We start from the raw sequence: 20,240 nt of genomic DNA, 5'->3' as shown, positions 1-20,240 counted from the left end.
TCCCGCCTGTGTTAACTGTGGCACGGGCGTCCCGCCTGTGTTAACTGTGGCACGGGCGTCCCGCCTGTGTTAACTGTGGCACGGGCGTCCCGCCTGTGTTAACTGTAGTTAAAATTTACACCTATCCTACCCTAATTCGAGCTTCAAAGTTGGCAACAGCTTTTCTAAATTTCTGAGAGATTTCTGTTGCCAAGGAATATCATTTGAACCCAATACCAAAAGTTGAATCGTTTTCTTTTTTCGGACGCTAATGACAAATTTAGACAGCATACTGATACCAGAACTGTTAACAAATTCCAATTGTTTTAGGTTCAAGGTAATAGTATGCGGTTCGCCATTGGCGACCTCATCTAACAATTCGGCTATTGGTGCATATTCTGGAGGGCCGCTCAGGCTGAGTTCCCCTTGGAAAGTGAGTGTGACTGATGCTGGTTCGTATTGAATGCTGTAATCTTCACCTTTAATTTCTTGAATGCCCATTGTGATTTGGTTTCCTGACTAAAATATTGCGATCGCACAAGAGAGTAAATATTGAAATGCTAGAAACTAGACCCTAATTTGAACCACAGTCGTAACACTGATGGTATCACTATCTGGCCTGGGCTCGAATTTCCAACCTATCTTAGCGGAATAGTCATTAATCATCGTCAGCAATCCCAATCCCGATGTATCACTTTCCGATTCCGCATTCTTTTCAAGCTGCTGCAAATAAAGTTCATTTGGATCGGAAGCCATAATTTCTTCAATAAACTCCTTCAACTTCTTCGCCCCTTCTGAAGTGACACTATTACTGGCAAAAATTACCGCCGTCACCTCTGTTTCACCAATAAAATGTATGCCAAATCTGACCTTGTAATGAGTATCATCGTTATTAAATTTTATCGCATTTTCTAACAGTTCGTTGGCTACGTAACTCACAGCTCCCTTGCTTTGTTTGATCCGTTTCTCGCTGCTAGCATCCTCCTCATCCACCGGTAGAAAGCTAGACAAATAATCTGCTACAAAATGAGCTGAAAGCCTGTTGTTGCGCCAGCGCTGTTTGATCGGGCGAGAACTGGGAGTAAATGTAAGTTCTAGGGAGTCGTGTTCAGGAGGAAATTCTTCAATGAATTCTCCAAAGATTTGTGTCATTGTTCTTAAGCTGCCAGATGTCATGATTTTTCTCGCTCCAATTGATGTATTAAGGTCACTTCTTGGTGAATTTCCACACGCCATTCCAGTTAGCAGGAATACTTTTTTGTAACAGCGATTGGATGCGTTTTAGGTAAAGTTGACTGGGCTTGTCATCTGGATTTAGGGCTACTATCTGTTCAAAACAAACTATGGCCTTAGCAAAATTTCCCTGACAATATTCTTGGAGTCCCTCCTCAAATATAGGCAAAGTTTGAATTTTGAGCGATCGCACTGGTTCTACTTCAACATCTAACACCTCACAAACTGTAATGGCTTCTTGTCTACCTTTAACAATAGCCCGATCCAAAAAACGGATATGATACTTTTCGGGTTGACTCAAACGTTGTACCACATCTCCAGAAATTAATAAAGATACGCCATAATACTTAGTCAAACCTTCCAGACGAGCGGTGAGATTGACATGATCTGAGAGCGCATCTGCTTGCATCCGATTCGCATCTCCAATAATCCCAACCATCGTATCACCCACATGGATACCAATGCCAATATTCAGCGGTATATCCCCATTTATTTTACGGCTTTGATTGTATTTTTGCAACTGCTCCAACTTCACAATTCCTGCCTGAATAGCATCATCCACGCCATCGGGAAAAACTGCCATGACTCCATCTCCAATATACTTGACAATAAAACCGTTGTGCTTACGAATTTCCGGACTAATTTGCTGTAAATAATTATTGATGAAGTCAAAGTTTTCTTGAGGAGTCATTTGCTCCGCCATCGTGGTGAACGAACGCATATCGGAAAACATAATTGCCATCTCTTTGCTCACGTGATCTCCAAGCTGGAAATCAACCATGCTTTGCTTGCCAAGAAATTGGAGAAATTCATCGGGAACGAAACGTCCGTAAGCCTGCAAAAGATTCTCTAATTCTTGTTCCCGCGCTTTCACCGTTTGCACCATATGGGAAAATACCTGTGCCAGTTCTCCCAGTGCATCACTGCGCGCTGCCACATCTGACAATATCTGGGGTTGAAAGCTATTGTTTTTTACAGCAATAGCTGCATCTATGACTTTTTTTACCTGCTCGATGTAAGTCTGCATCTCTCGATTTTTATGACGGATCTGGTTTTCCAGATCCGTGGAGTGTTCCGTGATAATTTCTACTAAGGTTTCATAGCTATTTTTTTCATCCTCTACTTCCTCAAGTTTTTCGCTCAACGCCTGTAGCTGGGTATGGAGTTCTTCGGGAGATTTAGATGGTGATAAATTTATTTGTGGTTTCATAATTGATACTTCCGAATCGGGAAGCGCAAAATTGTTTGACTCGCTCGCTGTAAAATATTAGAACTTACACACGCGGAACTGGAAATCCGGTTTCTGCTTCGATGCTTGGTCACTAAATCCAAGACCCCTCGTCGTAGGAACCGCGTTGACGACCGTCAATCGATTTTAGATTTTAGATTTTAGATTTTAGATTGACCCCACGGATAAATTCGGGGGGCAAGTTTCATGGGATACAGGTTTTTTATTTCTGGGTCCTGAGTCTGCGAAGGAATGAATCCGGGGGCTTGTATCCTGGATGCTTTCGGTCACTCATAAATTATGCACAATATTTCCCTGTTGTTTCAATACTAGCAAAGTAATGTCATCAAATACCTTTTGTTCTCCAATAAATTTTCGCAAATCAGCGATGGTGGCTTCCTTGATTTGTTCGGCGCTCAAATGCCAGTTTTGAGAAACCACCTCACAGAGTCTTTCAATACCGTAGAATTTTTTGTGCATATTTCTAGCTTCGGGGATGCCGTCAGTATAAAGCACCACCCCGTCCCCCGGCTCTAAGTCTACTAAAACATGGCTGATCCAATCGGAAATATCATCATGTAAGCCGAGGGGAAATCCTAAATTTATGGTGTCTATCCGCTGGATTTTACCGCCTTTCCTGACGACAAGAGTTTCCTCATGTTGACCGCTGATACTAATTGTGCGATCCGCATAGTTGAGCAAAGCTAGTGTCATATTTTTGTCGGAGTTCATGCGCTGGACATTTTTATAAATAGTGCGGTTGAGGGTATCTAAAAAACGCATCGGGTTGGATTCTTGCATTTCCTGAAGAGTGCGGACAGCAGCTTGAGTCATCACCATCAAAATGCCGCTTTCCAATCCGTGTCCGGTGACATCACCAATGCAAATCGTGACAACTCCGTTAGTACAAAGTACGTCGTAGTAATCACCACCTACTTCCGAGGCTGGCTCCATAAATCCGGCAATATCTAAATCTTCAATGGCTGCAAGTTCAGCAGGTTTTGGCAGAATCAACTGCTGCATTTGTTTGAGCATATCGAGCTCGGAGCTCATGCGGAGGTTTTCCGCTTTCAGGCGCTGGTTGAGAGCAGCAATTTGTTTAGTGGCTGTAGCGAGTTCAGAGGTACGTTCTTTGACTTTATCTTCTAGGGTTTCAAAGGATTCTTGCTGTTGTCTCGCCATGCTATTAAAGGAATTTCTTAAGGTTTCAATTTCCCAAATCAGACTGGAATCAACGTTCTGGTTGAGAGTACCACCTGCTAGATATTCTGAAGCTTGAGCAATTTGGTTCAGGGGGCGAGTAATCCAGCTAGCAGTGAGAATACCCGCTCCAACAGAGACAATTAGAGCCACAATACACAGCAAAATGGTCTGGCGAGTGTTAGTATAAATTTGCGCCATAAAGTCGGCTTCAGGAACTACTACTACAATCAGCCAATTGAGACCGTACTTGTCAGTTAGCGGAGAAACTTGGAGAAATTGCCGCTCACGGTTCAGCTTAAAGTCAAGTTGAACTGTTTGATCGATGTCTTCCAAATGCTTGAAGCGTTCGAGCAGATAAACCGCACTTTGACGCATCAGTCGGTTGCTGCTTTCCTGTGCTTTTATCCGCTTTGTATCTTTGCCTGTTCCCACCGAAAGAGGCTGTTCTTTAACCGAAGTGGCTATTAAGTCACCCTGGGGTTCAATGATAAATACTTGACCGGAATTACCCACCCTTAAGGTTTGCAGGAAGTGGCGAATTTGATCTAGTCCCATCTGGCAAGTCAGCACGCCAATTAGTTTCCCTTCGGCATCGTAATAGGGTAGACTCGCATTAATTTGCAGCGTACCGTAGCCAAAATTAATATAAACTTCACTCCAAGCTGCCTGTTTCTTCTCAACAGCTACTCTGTAAAAAGGGCGCGTGCGAACGTCATAATTGGGCGTGTTTTTTTCGATTGTTGTCGGGTTTCCATTATCGTCAAGGTTGTAATATATCAAGTCGCCGCCCCCCGGAATCAGTTGCTGGGCAAGCTGAGGTTTTTCAAGTCCAACTAGCCGATTTACCCAACCCACACGCAGGTACTGACCTTTTTCGTTGGCAATTCCCGCGTGACCGATCGACTTAAATTGCAGAACTTGTTTCCAAAAATATGGTCTAGCTTGCTCCAAATCGTCAAAGTTCAACACCCCCAAAGGTACAGCATCCTGATTGATATGATTCACCAGTGGCGGAGCTTCCAGATAGGTTTGGACACGTTCGTAAACTCTCGCACTCACTTCCTGGCGCAACTGACTAACAATATCGTTGACTATCTGCTCTCCGTTTCTGTAAGAGAGATAGCCAACGCAGCCAACAGCAGCCAAAATTTGGAGAACAAAGGGAACTACCAAGACATTGCGGAGACGGAATTTGCCCGATCTGGAGACGATCGCACTTTTTTGAGAAACCATTGTTAAAAACACTCCCAGCGGGCAGTTTTTTGTTACAAGACTTGATAATGGATATATTAATAGCGACGGACAATGTTATCATATCAAAAACTCAACCAACCTCAAAAAAATCTGCGTTCATCAGCGCTCATCAGCCTGCATCAGCGGTTAAAATAAAACCCTAAATCCCAACAAAAATGCAAATTACTCAATCCCTCCACAGCGCCATCCTCATCTCCAACCTGGAACAATCTCAACACTTTTACAGCACCGTACTAAACCTGCCAAAAATCGATCGAGACTTAAAATTTCCCGGAATCTGGTATCAAATCGGCGACTTCCAGCTCCACCTAATTTTAGGTGAAACAATTATCCCAGATGCCGTAGACCATGCCAAATGGGGACGCAACCGACATCTAGCATTTTCTGTTGCTAACTTAGAGGCAGCCAAACAGCAGTTAATCGCTCACAATTGCCCGTTCCAAATGAGCGCGTCAGGTCGATCGGCATTATTTACCCAAGATCCCGACGGCAACATCATCGAACTCAGCGAGTAACAGATGAAAATCATCGCTTATTCTTACACCGAACCGCTACTGGAAGCAGCACCCGCACCGGAAATTTGGGGTCAAGAAGTCGATCGCACCTATCAAGACTTAGGAGGGCGGCAACAACTGCAGCAACTCCTCAAAGACTGCCAAACAGAACCGGTCAAATACCTGTTAATTCAGCGGTTTGAAGAACTCGGCGACACATTGCAGCAAGTGTGTTCGCACCTCGCCCAACTTGAAAACCTCGGCGTCGAAATCATCGTACAAGCAGAAACAGAACCGCGAAACCGCAAAAACTTGCTGCAAATCCTCGCAGAAATGCAGCGCAGCCAACACAGCCGGAGTATTCGCAAAGGACACGCGCGCAACCGCATCAAATCCCGGATTCCACCGGGTAAGGCTCCCTACGGCTACCGGCGCGGCAAAGATTGTTATACGATCGATAAAACCACCGCCCCCACCGTCAAAGACTTTTTTGAACACTTTTTAATTTACGGTTCCTTGCGAGGTTCCGTGCGGTATTTAGCCAAGAAATACAACAAAAAAATTTCTGTAAGTACCGGCCGCCGCTGGCTGACAAATCCCGCCTACCGAGGCGATTTGGAATATCAAAACGGTCAAGTAATTTCTAACACCCACGTCCCGATTATTTCCAGAGAAGAAGCCGCCCAAATAGACAGATTGCTGCGCCGCAACCGCTGCCTTTCTCCTCGCAGCGCTAGCGCCCCACGTTCCCTCGCAGGTTTAGCAATTTGTGCAGAATGCAAATCGCCCATGACAGTTGCCAAAGTCACCTCCTACCGCCAAGAAAAAGAATACCTTTATTTGCGACCGATTAACTGTCCAAAACAGCCTAAATGTAGCGGCTTTTCCTACGATGAAGTATTGCAATTAACCATCGCCGGTATTTGTCGGGATTTACCCGATGCTGTTGCTGGGTTGCAAATGCCGAATATGAATGGAATTAAAGCAGGAATTGTCAGGGCGATCGCATCAAAACAAGAAATCATAGAGCAACTTTGGGCCCTGATTGAAAGCGGCATTTTAGACACCGAAACGGCAGAGTTTAGAGCATACAAAATCCGCACCGAAATTGCCGAACTGCAAAGCAAATTAGCGCAACTACCCCCAGTAAATTTGCGAGAAATTGCCCAAACTGTTTCCCTGCCGCAATTTTGGCTCGATTTATCAGAATCAGAACGCAGGTTTTACTTTCGAGAATTTATCGATCGCATTGAAATCGTCCGGGAAAATACAAATTGGCAACTGCAAATTATTTTCATTTTTTAAGGATTAGCTCGACGTTCATCCAGAGTTCATAGGTTAGATACCCCACTTCTTAAATAATTCGGGTATGTGGGTACTCTCTTAGTTCGCTAGGAGTGGAATTCGTTTGACAAGATTCGATTGTAACCGCCGAATCATCTTTTTTAGCCTTTAGCCAATAGGCGATCATCTCTCCTTTTCCTTTAACCGCGATCGCACCTCTTTCCTCAAATAAATAGCGAGATTTTAACAGTTCGTAAATAGCCGTAGTAACTTGAATATATCCCGGTAATCCTTGACATTCCATCCGAGAAGCAACATTAACAGTATCTCCCCACAAGTCATAGATAAATTTTTTAGTGCCAATTACGCCAGCAACTACGGGCCCTGTATGAATGCCAATCCGAATTTGAAATGGTTCGCCTTTGTCAGTTTGAAAATCCGCGATCGCTTCCTGCATATCCAAGGCCATATTTGCGATCGCTTCTACATGATCTGCCCTCGGCACAGGCAACCCCCCCGCTACCATATAAGCATCTCCAATTGTTTTAATTTTTTCCAAACCGTGTTTTTCAGTTAGTTGGTCAAACCTTGAAAAAATCTGGTTTAGTACATTTACCAATTCTAGAGGTAACATTCTAGCAGCAATAGACGTAAAATCGACAATATCGGCAAAAAGAACTGTTGCTGAATCAAACCTCTGGGCAGGAGAACCCTCGCCCTTTTTCAAATTTTCAACAATCGCTGCTGGTAAAATATTCAGCAATAAATGATCCGACTTTGTTTGAGCCAGCCGTAAAGCTAGCTCCACCCCCTGCCGCTCTTTAATTTCGTTTTGCAAACGTTCGACAAGTTCTTGGAATTGCTTCGTTTGCTGTTGAAGTAACTGTTGTTGACTTTGAATTGTTAACTGATTTGCCACTCGTGCCAATACTTCTTTACCTTGAAAAGGTTTAGTAATATAGTCAACTGCTCCCACCTCAAAAGCTTTCACCTTATCTAAAACGTCATCTAAGGCGCTTAAAAAAATCACGGGAATCGAACTGGTTTTTGGTGAAGCTTTCAACTTTGCACATACCTCATATCCATTCATGTCTGGCATCATCACGTCCAGCAGAATTAGAGTCGGCGCAAACTCTTGCACTGTAGCGATCGCCCTTTGCCCGTTCAGGGCTTTACGAACCTGGTACCCTTGTTCGGTCAAAATTGTAGATAAAAGCCGCACATTATCGGGCTTATCATCAACTACTAAAATGTTGGCTTGAATTGTAGGATATTGATGGCTGTCCATGCGATCGCTCACGGTAGTTTGTCAAGATAAAAGATATTAACACTTAAGAAGTTTACCTCAAAAAAACGAAACAGTATAAATGCCGATTTGCTCTCCTAAAACTAGATGGCAAGGAGACGCTATTAGGGCTTAATGTTAGGTCTTTTTTAAACAAAATACCCTCCTAAGTTTAGATTAGTTGAAAACTGGTATTATTTTTCCCTCGCCGCAACTGCTGAATGCGCTATCTCTATAATATCGTCAAATAGGAAATCTTGCACCAAAGTAGTTAAATATTGTGCGGCCAAAGCAAACTGGCTCGGCATTTCATCAATCAACTTGACCATTTTATCGTCGCAACATTCATGAGCAGCATGAGATATCTTTTCTACCCACTCAAGAGGCATTTGACCGAGTTGTGACTCGACAGATTGATTGCTAGTCACTCCGCTAATTTCGCTTTCATTTTCTAGGGGTGCCTCAACAGATTCCTCGTAAATGTAACGCACTCCTAAAAGTTCTTCCATTTTCGCAAATAATATCTTTGCCTCGAAGGGTTTACGCATGAAATCATCGCAGCCTGCTCCTAAAATAGTTTGTCGTTCCTCTTCAAAAGCGCTAGCAGTAAGAGCAACTATTACAGTTTGTTTTCCTAGAGGATGAGCTTTCATTTTTCTGGTGGCTTCATAGCCATCCATGACAGGCATCTGCATATCCATCCAGATCAGGTGCGGTTGCCAATCCTCCCATACAGCAATAGCTTCTTCACCATCTCTAGCCGATCGCACGAGCATGCCTAGTGGTGACAATAATCTCTCTATGACTAGGCAGTTATCGGCGCGATCGTCAACAACCAAAATCCGGTATTCGGGTTGATTCGGTGCTAAACCAATTACTTTTTTCTGCGGTTTAAGGATTTTAATCTCGCTGGGAGGGGCAAGGCTGATTTGAATATCAAATGCAAACTTACTTCCCAACTCAGGTGTACTACTGACAGTAATATTTCCTCCCATCATTTGTACAAATTTGCGGCTAATTGGTAAACCTAACCCAGTCCCCTGTTGAGATTTTTGACCTGTTTTTGTTTGCTCAAAGGGTTCAAATAACTTATTCATCTCTTCTGCGGCAATGCCAAGGCCAGTATCTTCAATTTCAAACTGAAGGCGCAACAATTCCGACTTTTGTAAAAATACCGGGCGAATAGAATTCGCGTCTACACAATCAAAGTCCGCCTGCGCGGACTGATTAGAACCCGCGCCGGCGGGTTTTGTTTGTATAGCTGCGGTTTCAACCGCCCAGCTTTCCGAGCCCGCGCCGGCGGGTTTTGTTTGTATAGCTGCGGTTTCAACCGCCCAGCTTTCAGAACCCGCGTCGGCAAGTTTTGTTGGTGTGTCGGAAAACTCTGGATTTTTAGCCTCCAAACTTTCTTCTACCTTCTTTTTCACTCGCAAAGTAACGCTACCCCTCTCTGTAAACTTGATCGCATTCCCTACAAGATTAATCAAGATTTGGCGCAATTTACCTTCATCTCCACTAACAAAGTGTGGTACGCCGTCACCCAGTTCCAAATTTAGCTGCAATTTCTTAGATTTAGCTTTTAATCGAAACATTTCTTCTAAGGTTTTTAGCAAGCGCATTAAATTAAAACTGCTTTCATTAAGCTGACTTCTGCCCGCTTCAATTTTGGACATTTCCAAAATGTCATTAATTAGGGCAAGCAAATGTTCACCCGCGCGATTAATAATTTCTAGGTGCTGTTGGTGTTGATTGTTGAGAGATGAATCGCGCACCATCACCTGACTAAATCCGAGAATGGCATTCAGGGGAGTCCGCAGTTCGTGGCTCATAGAAGAAAGGAATTCGCTCTTGGCACGGTTAGCTGTATCAGCAGCTACAACAGCTTTTTGTAATGCTGTTTCTGCTAATTTGCGATCGGCAATTTCTGTTTTGGCTTGTTCAAAAAGGGTGGATTGCTGGATGGCAATTGCTAGCTGCACGGAAATTTGCTTAAGAGATTCTATCTCAGAAGAGCTCCAATGCCTTTGACTGCGGCAGTGATGAGCAATGAGTAGCCCCCATAATTTTTCACCTTGCAAAATGGGAACCACGAGGTTAGCTTTAACTTCCAACTCGCTCAGTAAATTAATGTGGCACTCTGAAATACCTGCTGTATAAATATTGTCGATCGCACGAAGGTGGCCCTGCTCGTAAACAGAGACGTAGTGTTCTCGAAAGCAAGAATCGTTAATATCAATTCCCAAAATCGGCATCGTGTCGGCTGCTACCGACTCAACGGCGACAAATCCACTCCAATCTGGATTAAAGCGGTAAATAACTGTCCTGTCTGTTGACAAAAACTGGCGCACTTCTTCCACCGCCATTGTCAGCACTTCTTCTAGGTTAAGAGAGGAACGAATTCGCTCTTGAATTGAATTCACCAGCCGCTCCCTTTTTACTTGTTGCTGCAAGGCTATTTCCGCCTGTTTGCGAGCAGTAACATCTACTCCATAACCAACGCACTCCACAGGTATGCCAGCAGCATCTTTGACTAACTTAACCTCATCGTATATCCAACGATAACTACCGTCTTTGTGCCGTTCGCGGTATTCGTAGGAAATCGATTCTTTTTCCAATATCTGAGCGAATGAAGTAGCAACAATCTCTCGATCTTCGGGATGAACCAGGCTATGCCAATCAAGGGAACCATCAAGAAATTCTCTCGCTTCGTAACCAATCATTGAAACAATATTATCGCTGACAAATGTTACGTCATAATTTCCCCCTAATTTGCAGCTAAAAATCACCGCCGGAGTAGTCGCCAGTAAATATTGCAAGCGTTCGGTGACAGAACGCAAGTTTAACTCAGCTTGCTTGCGATCGCGAGCTTCCATTGCTAAAGCTGCGATCTGTGCCACATAGCTAGCGAAGCTTTGTTCGTCGAGCGTCCAATTCCTGGTCGTTCCCTGATGTTCTAAACAAATTACACCCGCAATTTGTCCTTGATGGGTAATAGGAACATCTAGCATCGACGAAATGTTTAAAGGCGTCAAATAAGATTCGCTAAATTCTCGGGTGCGCGGATCTGTTTTGGCATCAACCGCTGCGATCGCCTGTTCTGTATTCAAAGCTTGGAAATAGCTAGGATAGTCAGCAACTTTCAGTTCTCCACCGCCGCTGTGTTGATTGGGCGTCAGTTCGTAAAGATCCGCACAGCACATTGCGGATTTATCTTCCTTATAAAACCAAACGCTTCCGCGATCGACATTCAGGGTGCGAGTTGCCATTTGCGTAATCTCTCTCAACGCCTGGCCGATATTTCCCTCGTAGATACTAGAATTTTTTGCTAATTCTAGCAAGCCATTTTGTTGTTCTGTTAATCTAGTCTCTCGTTCTCGCAAAGCCGATTCAGCGGCTATCTTTTCTCTAATTTCTGCTTCTAAATAACCGTTGATTTTTCTCAACTCTGCGGTGCGTTCTTGAACTTTAATTTCTAAATCATCATAAGCGTGGCGCAACGCTAACTCAGCCTCTTCACGCACCGCAATCTCAGTCTGCAACTTGCAATTGATTGCCTCTAATTCTTGGGGGGTTTTTAAAGAAAAAAACTGGGGCAATAGTGTTACCATCGAGCCTGCTGTGAAGCAGGAAACAAGTGCAGTAATTCCTTTTTCAATCCCCGACAGCCAATAAGCGGAATGCCACAACGTCCAAATGTCTAGCAAGTGACCCGTGCCGCAGAGAATAATAAATGCACCAAATAAAGCAAATATTCCTAAAAAAGGAACATCGCGCCGCTTGAAGATAAAATAAATTAGCATCGCCGGAATTGAATAGTAGGCGATCGCGATTAAAAAGTCCCCAGTTACGTGCAGCCACACTAAAGGCGTTTGCCAAAGATAGCAATGACCGTGAGGCATATACTGAGTTGGGGAAAAGATATTTTTGAGTGCTTCCCACATAATAGTTGTTATTGGCCGATAATAGGGATATGATGATGCCTAAGTTAGGCAAATAAATAAAATAAACAGAAAATTTTATCGGGATTCAGCATTATTTATTAACGCCTAAACCCCGCTTGTTCATAACAGCTTGCTTGGGCAGTAGGTGGCGATCGCCTAATTGCGATCGCCAAGGAATTTCAATAATAAACTCCGTACCTCTTCCAACCTCGGAAGTGCAGCGCAAATAACCTTCATGGGCTTGAATAATCTGATAAGAAATTGCCAAACCCAGCCCGGTACCAGCACCGATAGGTTTCGTTGTATAAAATGGATCGTAAATTTTAGCGATCGCATCATAATCTATGCCAGTGCCATTATCAGCAATGTGAATCTGCACCCACTTGCCATCAACTAAAAGGGTCCGGATGCGAATTTTTAGCAGTGGGCAATAGGTGTTTTGTAAGTTGTCAGAGAAATTATTTTCCCAATAACCGTTGGTCGAATATCCCTGCTCTACAATCTGTTCTAAAGCATCAATAGCATTAGAACAAATATTCATAAATACTTGGTTAAGCTGCCCAGCGTAGCATTGCAATTCTGGCAAATCTCCATACTCTTTAATCACTTGGATAGGCGGACGGTTTGGTTGTTCTTTCAAGCGGTGCTGCAAAATCATTAAAGTGCTATCGAGACCTTCATGGATATTTACCTTTTTCATGTCGGCTTCGTCTAACCTGGAGAAAGTTCGTAAAGACTTAACAATCTCCCTAATTCGCTCTGCTCCAATTTTGATCGAACCAAAAAGTTTTTGCAAGTCTTTTAAAATAAAATCGAGTTCGATACTGTGAATCTTGTCGGCAATTTCCGGCGCAGGATTGGGGTAATAAACTTGATAAGCCTTAATCACTTCCACAATATCTTTAATGTATTCCTGGGCCGGAATCAGATTGCCATAAATGAAGTTAACAGGGTTATTTATCTCGTGGGCAACCCCAGCTACCATTTGCCCCAAAGACGACATTTTTTCAGTTTGCACGAGTTGAGCTTGAGCGCCTTTAAGTTGTTGCAGAGCGTTCTCTAAATGCTGAGTTTGCTCTCGCAGTTTAGCTTCCGAGTGCCGCAATGAATTTTCAGCCAAAGAGCGATCGCGATTTTCCTGTAGCAAAAGTTCATTAGTGGATTCTAAAGCGATCGTCCTCTCAATCACCCGTTTTTCCAATTCTAGCATTAATTCCGAGAGTGCTTCTTGAGCTTGTTTGCGCTCGCCAATCTCATTTTGTAAAGCCCTATTTGCCGCCGTCAATTGAGCGGGACTGGGAATAGCCAAGATTTTTGGGATTAGTTCTACCAGCACTGCTGCTGTACATAGGGAAATCAGCGCCGTAATCCCTTTAAGAAAACCAGAGAACCAATAATTAGGATGCCACAGCGTCCATATTTCCATAATATGGGTAATCCCGCAGCAGATAATAAAAGACCCAAACAGCATGAAAACCCAGTCAAAAGGCACGTCTTGCCGCTTTTTGACAATATAAATCAGCGTGAGCGGTATCAAAAAATAAGCGACGGCTATCAAGCCATCGGACAAAACGTGTAGCCCCACTAATCCAGGCTTCCACAAGTAGCAATGGCCGTGAGGAATAAAATAATTTGGAAACATTTTATGAACCATTTGCATTAAATAAACTCGGTTATTTGCTAATATTTGTCAGAGGTGATTACTCGAAAAAATTAAAAAGGGCGGGTACAAAGATAAGAATTAGACTTGGGGACTGAACACTTGTGATGAGTAAATGCAGCGATCTGAAACTATTGTTAATTAACTTAACATCAATCGACTAAGCTTTAGCAAAGTCAACTGTCACATTTTTAATTCTGCCTTCACTATCAACTGTGACACCGGCATGACATTTTGGCCAACGATAAAAAAAAACTGAGCGCAGATTCCTTTCCAGTAGGAGCGCCAGCGCCCATTGAAAGTGGGTTATAGCACTCAGTTACCAGTCAGGCAACGGGGCAATCACCAGATTTAACTGATGTCACGGATTTAACTTAACGAAGAGAACCATTCTCAAAAACCTGTAGAGGTGGGTTCACTCTTGTACCCTTGAAGAGTGCAGACAGGTTAAATACACCCGCCCCCACCCCGCGAGGGAATTCTTTATTGATAGTGATACTCTTCGGGGGAGAATTAACCGATGTGACCAATTACCCCCTGAGAAATGTCGCGACAGGAGCGTGTGGCAATCCAATAGGCGATCGCTCTCAGCTTTACAGTCAATTATAAGTGATAATATCAACGATACACTGACGGGATAATTGCAAATTATGACGATAGATGAGGTACTACAGCTAACTCGTGTCCGATTACAAAAAGATTTATATCCAGTACAAGAAATCATACTCCGCCAAGTTTGGGAAGGAAAGACTTATACAAGTATCGCATCTGCCTCTCATTACGGAGAGCATTACCTGAGAAACATCGCCTCATCCTTGTGGCAATCTCTCTCTCAAATCTTGCAGACATCTATTAGTAAATCAAATTTTCGCTCTTGTGTAGAATCACGTTCCCTGACTGCAGAGGAACGAGAATTAATTGAAGAATTCACCCGCAGCCAATGCCTCGCAACACCTTTAGAATTTCCCGGTTCTCCCGTGCCCCTCGGTTCGCCATTTTATATCCATCACTCCCTAATTGAAGAACTCGCCTATCGAGAGATTGCCAAACCAGGAAGTGTGCTGCGGATTAAAGCTCCCAGGAAGATGGGAAAAAGTTCCCTTCTGCTACGGATTTTAGAGCGCGCGACTTCTCTTGACTATCGAACTGTAAGTTTAGATTTTCAGCAAGCCGAGGAAGCTGTTTTAGACAACCTCGATAAATTTTTACGGTGGTTTTGTGCCAATATCAGCCGCAACCTAGAATTACCACCTCTATTAGATGATTATTGGGATGAAGACATGGGTAGCAAAGTAAGCTGCACCATCTATTTGCAACAATATATATTAGCAGAAATCAGTACCCCTCTTGTGTTAGCTTTAAATGAAGTAAATAGAATTTTTGAGTATCCAAAAATTGCCCGCGAATTTTTGCCGCTGCTGCGAAGCTGGCATGAAGAAGGAAAGCGGATTGAAACTTTGGGAAAACTGCGGTTAATCGTTCTTCACTCCACAGAAATTTATATTCCTTTAAAGCTCACTGAATCGCCTTTTAATGTCGGTTTACCGCTGCAATTGCCCTATTTTACAGAAGAGCAGATAGTTGCTTTAGCGCAGCGTCACGGACTGGATTGGACAGAGGGCTCCAATGGCGATCGACTGATGGCAATGGTGGGGGGACATCCTTATCTGGTGCGGCTAGCTCTTTACCACCTCTGTCAAAACAGTGTAAGGCTAGATCAGCTACTACAAGAAGCTCCCACAATAGCGGGAATTTATAAAGATTACTTGCGGAGTTTTTGGGCAACATTGCAAGAGTATCCCGAACTTATGGTTGCACTTAAACAAGTGGTAAAATCGGAACACGGAGTGGAATTAGATCCGATATTGGCTTCTAAATTATTTAGTATGGGGCTGATTCATATCGATAACAACCGCTGTACGCTAAGCTGTGAGTTGTACCGCCTCTATTTTGGTTCGCACAACTTTAGTTAGTTATTGCCCCACCTGAAAAATCTGTTCTGCCGTTAAGTTTAAATCGGGGAATGCAAGCGATCGCACCCCATCATCACCTCTAAACTGATTAACTACATACTCACCATCAACTAACTGATAAACGGAAATAGTTGGTTGCTTGGGGTTGCCAATATATCTTCTTCCCCCCAACCCCAAATAATCGACAATCCAGTATTCAGGAATTGCCAATTTTTCATATTCTGCTAACTTTATTAAGTAGTCATCTTGCCAATTTGTACTCACGATTTCGATGACTAAACGGATAGTTTCACCTCTGGTAATAGTCGAGCGCTTTTTCCACATCGGTTCCGTTTCGATTTGTTGCCAATCTAACACCATCACATCTGGGCTGTAGCCAGACTTATCAGAATCAATAGCCTTAATAATTCCTTGGCGGGGAATGAAATAGGGCAAAGCCAAACGTTTAATTTCTACTCCCACTTCAAGGGCTAGGAAACCCCCCACCTGTTCGTGTGTTCCAGTTGCTTGCATTTCAATAACGGCTCCATCATGTAGTTCAAAGCGACCTTGACCCTCTGGATACCAGTCCAGAAACTCGTCTAGGGTCATTTGTTTAGACTGTGCTGGTTGTTCTTGAATGAGCATATTGATTCTCCTTGTTTGCTGTTAATTTAAATGTCAATATAAATTGACAACATTAGGCTATATTGTATAATAACTTCTAGTTGTTACTTTGTCAATTTATTATAAGAACAACTCCTTGGGAAACCTAAATTTTACCGATGGATTATAATTCAGTAGAGAGGGTGACAAAAATAACGCTCACACTGCCTCTTTTTATAGTCAATTTTCACCTTTAAACCAACTCATAAACGGCATGACCAAGGTAACATACCAAATTGGTGGCAGTCTCGCCAGTGATGCGCCTACATACGTAGTGCGGCAAGCAGATTCCGAACTTTATGAAGCCTTAAAAGCGGGCGAATTTTGCTACATTCTCAATTCGCGACAAATGGGCAAATCTTCCCTTCTCGTTCGCACCTTCCATCGATTGCAAGCCGAAGGATTTCAATGCAGCACGATCGATATGACCCGCATCGGCAGTGAAAATATCACTCCTTTACAGTGGTATAAAGGGATGATTGGTGAACTGTGGCGCGGCTTCAATCTTTTAGGGCAAGTTAACCTAAAAACCTGGTGGCGTGATGAAGAAGATGTATCATTCCTGCAAAGATTGAGTCATTTTATTGAAGATATTTTGTTAGCCAAGTTTCCTGAAGAAAAAATTATTATATTTATTGATGAAATTGACAGTGTTCTCAGTCTAGATTTCCCGGTAGATGATTTTTTCGCCCTAATTCGCTTTTGCTATAATCAACGCTCAATTAATCCAGAATATAATCGGATTACTTTTGCCATATTTGGAGTGGCTACACCTAGTGATTTAATTGTTGATAAAAAACGAACTCCTTTTAATATTGGTCGAGCCATAAATTTACGAGGTTTTGAACTAGAAGAAGCTCAGCCCTTAGCGGCGGGATTGGCAATTGTAGTCAATAATTATCAACCTATTCTCAAACAGATATTGGCTTGGACTTCGGGGCAGCCATTCCTGACGCAAAAACTGTGCTATTTAGCCTACATAGCAATTCAAACTACACCGCAAAAAATAGTAACAATTCCACCAGGAACAGAAGAGTTTTGGGTAGATCGTTTAGTGCGAGAAAATATCATTAATAAATGGGAATCTCAGGATGAGCCGGAACATTTAAAAACCATAAAGGAGCGGATTACTCGCAACGAACAACGCGCGGGCAGATTACTCGGCATCTACCAGCAAATTTTACAATCTAATCCCCCCTTAACCAGCGGTTCTGTTTCATTGTGGGACTTTGAAGAGGACGATAGGGGCATTACCCCCGTGCCTGACCCAAATCTTTATAGGGCAACTACAGGAGAATTGCCCCTACAAGGAAATGAAAGATTTCTACCTTTGAGCAACAGAGCGGGTGGGGTATCAAGTGATGACTCACCAGAACAAATTGAACTATTATTATCGGGATTAGTTGTCAAAAATAATGGTTATTTACAGGTGAGAAACAGGGTTTATGCTGAAGTTTTTAACCTGCAATGGGTAGAGAAGCAATTAGGGCAACTGCGCCCCTACTCGCAAACTTTCGATGCTTGGGTTGCTTCACAACAAACAGATTTTTCGAGACTTTTGCGGGGACAAGCCTTAAAAGATGCTCAAATCTGGGCACAGGAAAAAAGCTTGAGTAACCTAGACTATCAGTTCTTAGCTGCTAGTGCCGAATTAGATAGGCGAGAAGTTCAACAAGCTTTAGAAGCAGAACGCACCAAAGAAGTGGAAGCGCGACTGGCAGAAGAACAAATGCGATTAATTCAAGAAAAAAAAGCAGCGAAACGACAGAGGGCTTTACTATTTTCTGTGAGTATGGCACTGCTGCTTGCCTGTGCTTTAGGAGTAACAAGTTATTTTCAGTATCGCCGATCCGTTATTAGTGAGCGCGAAGCTCGGATAAGTGAAATTGAAGCGCTGGTTTCTTCCTCGGAGGGACTGTTTGCCTCTAATCGCCGATTGGATGCACTAATAGCAGCAATTAAAGCTAAGCGCCGACTACAAAAATTAGGCAATACGGATAAAAATATAGAGAATCAAGTTATCAATGTATTGCGTCAAGCGGTTTATGAAGGGGATGAATATAACCGTTTATCGGGACATAAAGGGGCTGTTATTGGAATTGATATTAGTCGGGACAGTAAGTTTATTGCCTCAACAAGTGTGGATAAAACTATTAAAGTGTGGCGGCGGGACGGGACGGAAATAGCAACACTCAAAGGTCATCAGGCGATCGTTCGGTCTGTCAAATTTAGCCCGGACGGTCAGTTTCTTGCTTCAGGAAGTGATGATGGAACTGTAAAACTTTGGAAACTCGATAGGGCAGGCACGGGGGCACTGCCCCTACGAACTTTTCAGGGTCATACTGCTGGTATCTGGACAGTGGCGTTTAGTCCCGACGGTCAAACAATTGCCTCTGCCAGCATGGACAAAACGGTGAAACTCTGGAACAAAGACGGGGCAGGCACGGGGGCACTGCCCCTACGAACTCTCCAGGGTCATACTGCTGGGGTATCCTCAGTGGCTTTCAGTCCAGATGGTCAGACTATTGTTACGGCAAGTGGCGATAAAACGGTGAAACTCTGGAACAAAGACGGGGCAGGCACGGGGGCACTGCCCCTACGAACTTTCCGGGGTCATACTTCTGTGGTATCTGCAGCGGCGTTTAGTCCAGACGGTCAGATTGTGGCTTCAGCAAGTGGAGACAAAACGGTGAAACTCTGGACAGTTAATGGGCCAGGCACGGGGGCGCTGCCCCTACGAACGCTTGAAGGTCATTCTGCTGTAGTCTCCGAAGTTGTTTTCAGTCCCGATGGTCAGACTCTTGCTTCTGCAAGTCGGGATCAAACTGTAAAACTCTGGAATCTTGACGGAACAGAACGGACGACATTTAGAGGTCACACTGCCTCGATTTGGGGGATAGCTTGGAGCCCGGATGGCAGTTTTATTGCTTCGGCGGGTGCAGAAAACACGGTGCGGCTGTGGCGTCAAAATCCATTGCGGACGATGATTACTGCACATAAAGCCGGGATTTGGGCTTTAGATGTCAGTTCGGATAGTTCTACAATTGCTACGGGCAGCGAGGATGGCACGACTAAGCTGTGGAGTCGGCAAGGCAAATTGTTGAGGACTTTCACTGTAGAAAACGCTGCGATTTATGCTGTTGCCATGAGTGGCGATGGCAAGTTAATTGCTTCTGGCAGAAATGATAATAAGGTGAATATCTGGACTCGCAACGGAAAAGCGATCGCAACTTTGGTAGGTCATAACGCTACAGTTATGGGGTTGGCTTTTAGTCCTGACGGTCAAATTCTTGCTTCGGGAAGTCAAGATAATACTATCAAGCTTTGGCGGCCCGATGGTACTTTATTGCATACTATGACAGGACATCATGCTCCTATTTGGCAGGTGGTATTTAGCCCTGACGGTCAGCTAATTGCCTCGGCAGGAGGGGATGGTACTGTGAAGTTGTGGAAGCTTGATGGGGCAGGCACGGGGGCACTGCCCCTACGAACTTTTCAAGGTCATACTGCTGCTGTGTGGAGGGTGGCATTTAGCCCTGACGGTAAATTTCTGGCTTCTGGCAGCGGGGACAATACTATTAAGCTTTGGACTGTGGATGGTAAGTTACTGAGAACTCTGGAAGGTCATCTGGCCGCGGTATGGGGGGTGGCGTTTAGCCCGGATGGTAATATTATTGCTTCTGGTAGTGTAGACAATACGCTGAAGTTTTGGAAGCTTGACGGTACGGAATTAACGACGATCCGAGGTAACTCTGCGGCGATTCGGGGGGTAGCGTATAGTGGGGATGGATCGTTTGTGGCTTCTGTCGGTGAGGATAATACGCTGATTTTGTGGAATGTGGAGCGAGTTTTGAAAGTGGATTTGTTGGCTGATGGTTGCGATCGCGTGCGCGATTATTTGCGAACAAATGCCGATGTGAAGGAGGAGGATAGACATTTGTGCGATCGCCTTCAGTAAATTAGAATGAAGACAACCTAAAGCAGGTAAGTAGTAGGACACAATTAATTACACAAAAATTTGGGCTACAAGCCTTGTCTAGTAAAGAATCAGCAAAAAATCA

General features: G+C 43.8%; 12 protein-coding genes. 4 read left to right on the top strand and 8 right to left on the bottom strand.

Annotated elements, in window-relative coordinates:
• Nucleotides 1-126: 126 nt before the first annotated feature.
• From QUA16_RS16300 to QUA16_RS16285, 4 genes are all read right to left on the bottom strand, one after another.
• The gene (locus QUA16_RS16300; protein ID WP_333104314.1) at nucleotides 127-480 is read right to left on the bottom strand and encodes a slr1659 superfamily regulator; all 354 of its coding nucleotides are present in this window, start codon (nucleotides 478-480) and stop codon (nucleotides 127-129) included.
• Nucleotides 481-546: 66 nt separating this feature from the next.
• Complete coding sequence (locus tag QUA16_RS16295) at nucleotides 547-1,155, bottom strand: DUF6272 family protein (protein WP_333104315.1); 609 nt, start codon at nucleotides 1,153-1,155, stop codon at nucleotides 547-549.
• A gap of 31 nt (nucleotides 1,156-1,186) precedes the next feature.
• Nucleotides 1,187-2,422: an adenylate/guanylate cyclase domain-containing protein gene (locus tag QUA16_RS16290; protein WP_333104316.1), complete on the bottom strand. Its 1,236-nt coding sequence runs from the start codon at nucleotides 2,420-2,422 to the stop codon at nucleotides 1,187-1,189.
• Between the two features lie 309 nt (nucleotides 2,423-2,731).
• A complete protein-coding gene (locus QUA16_RS16285; RefSeq protein ID WP_333104318.1) occupies nucleotides 2,732-4,876 on the bottom strand; it encodes a SpoIIE family protein phosphatase in 2,145 nt (714 codons plus the stop codon).
• A gap of 176 nt (nucleotides 4,877-5,052) precedes the next feature.
• On the opposite strand from QUA16_RS16285, the gene QUA16_RS16280 reads away from it, so the two are divergent.
• Nucleotides 5,053-5,412, top strand: coding sequence for a VOC family protein (locus QUA16_RS16280; protein ID WP_333104319.1), 360 nt, complete (start codon nucleotides 5,053-5,055; stop codon nucleotides 5,410-5,412).
• Nucleotides 5,413-5,415: 3 nt separating this feature from the next.
• Nucleotides 5,416-6,696, top strand: a complete 1,281-nt coding sequence (locus tag QUA16_RS16275) for a recombinase family protein (protein WP_333104320.1) — start codon at nucleotides 5,416-5,418, stop codon at nucleotides 6,694-6,696.
• A 49-nt stretch (nucleotides 6,697-6,745) separates the two neighbouring features.
• Here QUA16_RS16275 and QUA16_RS16270 read toward each other — a convergent pair whose 3' ends face one another.
• From QUA16_RS16270 to QUA16_RS16260, 3 genes are all read right to left on the bottom strand, one after another.
• Nucleotides 6,746-7,963 (bottom strand): adenylate/guanylate cyclase domain-containing protein, encoded by a 1,218-nt coding sequence (locus QUA16_RS16270; RefSeq protein WP_333104340.1) that lies wholly within the window; start codon nucleotides 7,961-7,963, stop codon nucleotides 6,746-6,748.
• Between the two features lie 191 nt (nucleotides 7,964-8,154).
• Nucleotides 8,155-11,901, bottom strand: coding sequence for a GAF domain-containing protein (locus QUA16_RS16265; RefSeq protein ID WP_333104321.1), 3,747 nt, complete (start codon nucleotides 11,899-11,901; stop codon nucleotides 8,155-8,157).
• Nucleotides 11,902-11,992: 91 nt separating this feature from the next.
• The gene (locus tag QUA16_RS16260; RefSeq protein ID WP_333104322.1) at nucleotides 11,993-13,561 is read right to left on the bottom strand and encodes an ATP-binding protein; all 1,569 of its coding nucleotides are present in this window, start codon (nucleotides 13,559-13,561) and stop codon (nucleotides 11,993-11,995) included.
• Nucleotides 13,562-14,211: 650 nt separating this feature from the next.
• Here QUA16_RS16260 and QUA16_RS16255 point away from each other — a divergent pair.
• The gene (locus tag QUA16_RS16255) at nucleotides 14,212-15,534 is read left to right on the top strand and encodes an AAA-like domain-containing protein (RefSeq protein WP_333104324.1); all 1,323 of its coding nucleotides are present in this window, start codon (nucleotides 14,212-14,214) and stop codon (nucleotides 15,532-15,534) included.
• Here the strand turns inward: QUA16_RS16255 and QUA16_RS16250 are convergent, their stop codons facing one another.
• Nucleotides 15,535-16,161, bottom strand: a complete 627-nt coding sequence (locus tag QUA16_RS16250) for a Uma2 family endonuclease (protein ID WP_333104326.1) — start codon at nucleotides 16,159-16,161, stop codon at nucleotides 15,535-15,537.
• A gap of 232 nt (nucleotides 16,162-16,393) precedes the next feature.
• On the opposite strand from QUA16_RS16250, the gene QUA16_RS16245 reads away from it, so the two are divergent.
• Entirely contained in the window at nucleotides 16,394-20,137 is a 3,744-nt protein-coding gene (locus QUA16_RS16245; RefSeq protein WP_333104328.1) for a WD40 domain-containing protein, read from the top strand.
• Nucleotides 20,138-20,240 lie beyond the last annotated feature (103 nt).

It is taken from the genome of Microcoleus sp. S13_C3, from assembly GCF_036700905.1.
GTDB lineage: Bacteria > Cyanobacteriota > Cyanobacteriia > Cyanobacteriales > Microcoleaceae > Microcoleus.
The sequence above is the reverse complement of the archived record's forward strand: the minus strand, read 5'-3'. Positions and strand labels throughout refer to the sequence as shown.

Excerpts from the sequence above, each read along its gene's own strand:
- QUA16_RS16260 (WP_333104322.1), bottom strand. The coding sequence starts at position 13,561 with ATGCAAATGGTTCATAAAATGTTTCCAAATTATTTTATTCCTCACGGC.
- QUA16_RS16295 (WP_333104315.1), bottom strand. The coding sequence starts at position 1,155 with ATGACATCTGGCAGCTTAAGAACAATGACACAAATCTTTGGAGAATTC.
- QUA16_RS16250 (WP_333104326.1), bottom strand. The coding sequence starts at position 16,161 with ATGCTCATTCAAGAACAACCAGCACAGTCTAAACAAATGACCCTAGAC.
- QUA16_RS16285 (WP_333104318.1), bottom strand. The coding sequence starts at position 4,876 with ATGGTTTCTCAAAAAAGTGCGATCGTCTCCAGATCGGGCAAATTCCGT.
- QUA16_RS16270 (WP_333104340.1), bottom strand. The coding sequence starts at position 7,963 with ATGGACAGCCATCAATATCCTACAATTCAAGCCAACATTTTAGTAGTT.
- QUA16_RS16265 (WP_333104321.1), bottom strand. The coding sequence starts at position 11,901 with ATGTGGGAAGCACTCAAAAATATCTTTTCCCCAACTCAGTATATGCCT.
- QUA16_RS16290 (WP_333104316.1), bottom strand. The coding sequence starts at position 2,422 with ATGAAACCACAAATAAATTTATCACCATCTAAATCTCCCGAAGAACTC.
- QUA16_RS16280 (WP_333104319.1), top strand. The coding sequence starts at position 5,053 with ATGCAAATTACTCAATCCCTCCACAGCGCCATCCTCATCTCCAACCTG.
- QUA16_RS16245 (WP_333104328.1), top strand. The coding sequence starts at position 16,394 with ATGACCAAGGTAACATACCAAATTGGTGGCAGTCTCGCCAGTGATGCG.
- QUA16_RS16275 (WP_333104320.1), top strand. The coding sequence starts at position 5,416 with ATGAAAATCATCGCTTATTCTTACACCGAACCGCTACTGGAAGCAGCA.
- QUA16_RS16300 (WP_333104314.1), bottom strand. The coding sequence starts at position 480 with ATGGGCATTCAAGAAATTAAAGGTGAAGATTACAGCATTCAATACGAA.
- QUA16_RS16255 (WP_333104324.1), top strand. The coding sequence starts at position 14,212 with ATGACGATAGATGAGGTACTACAGCTAACTCGTGTCCGATTACAAAAA.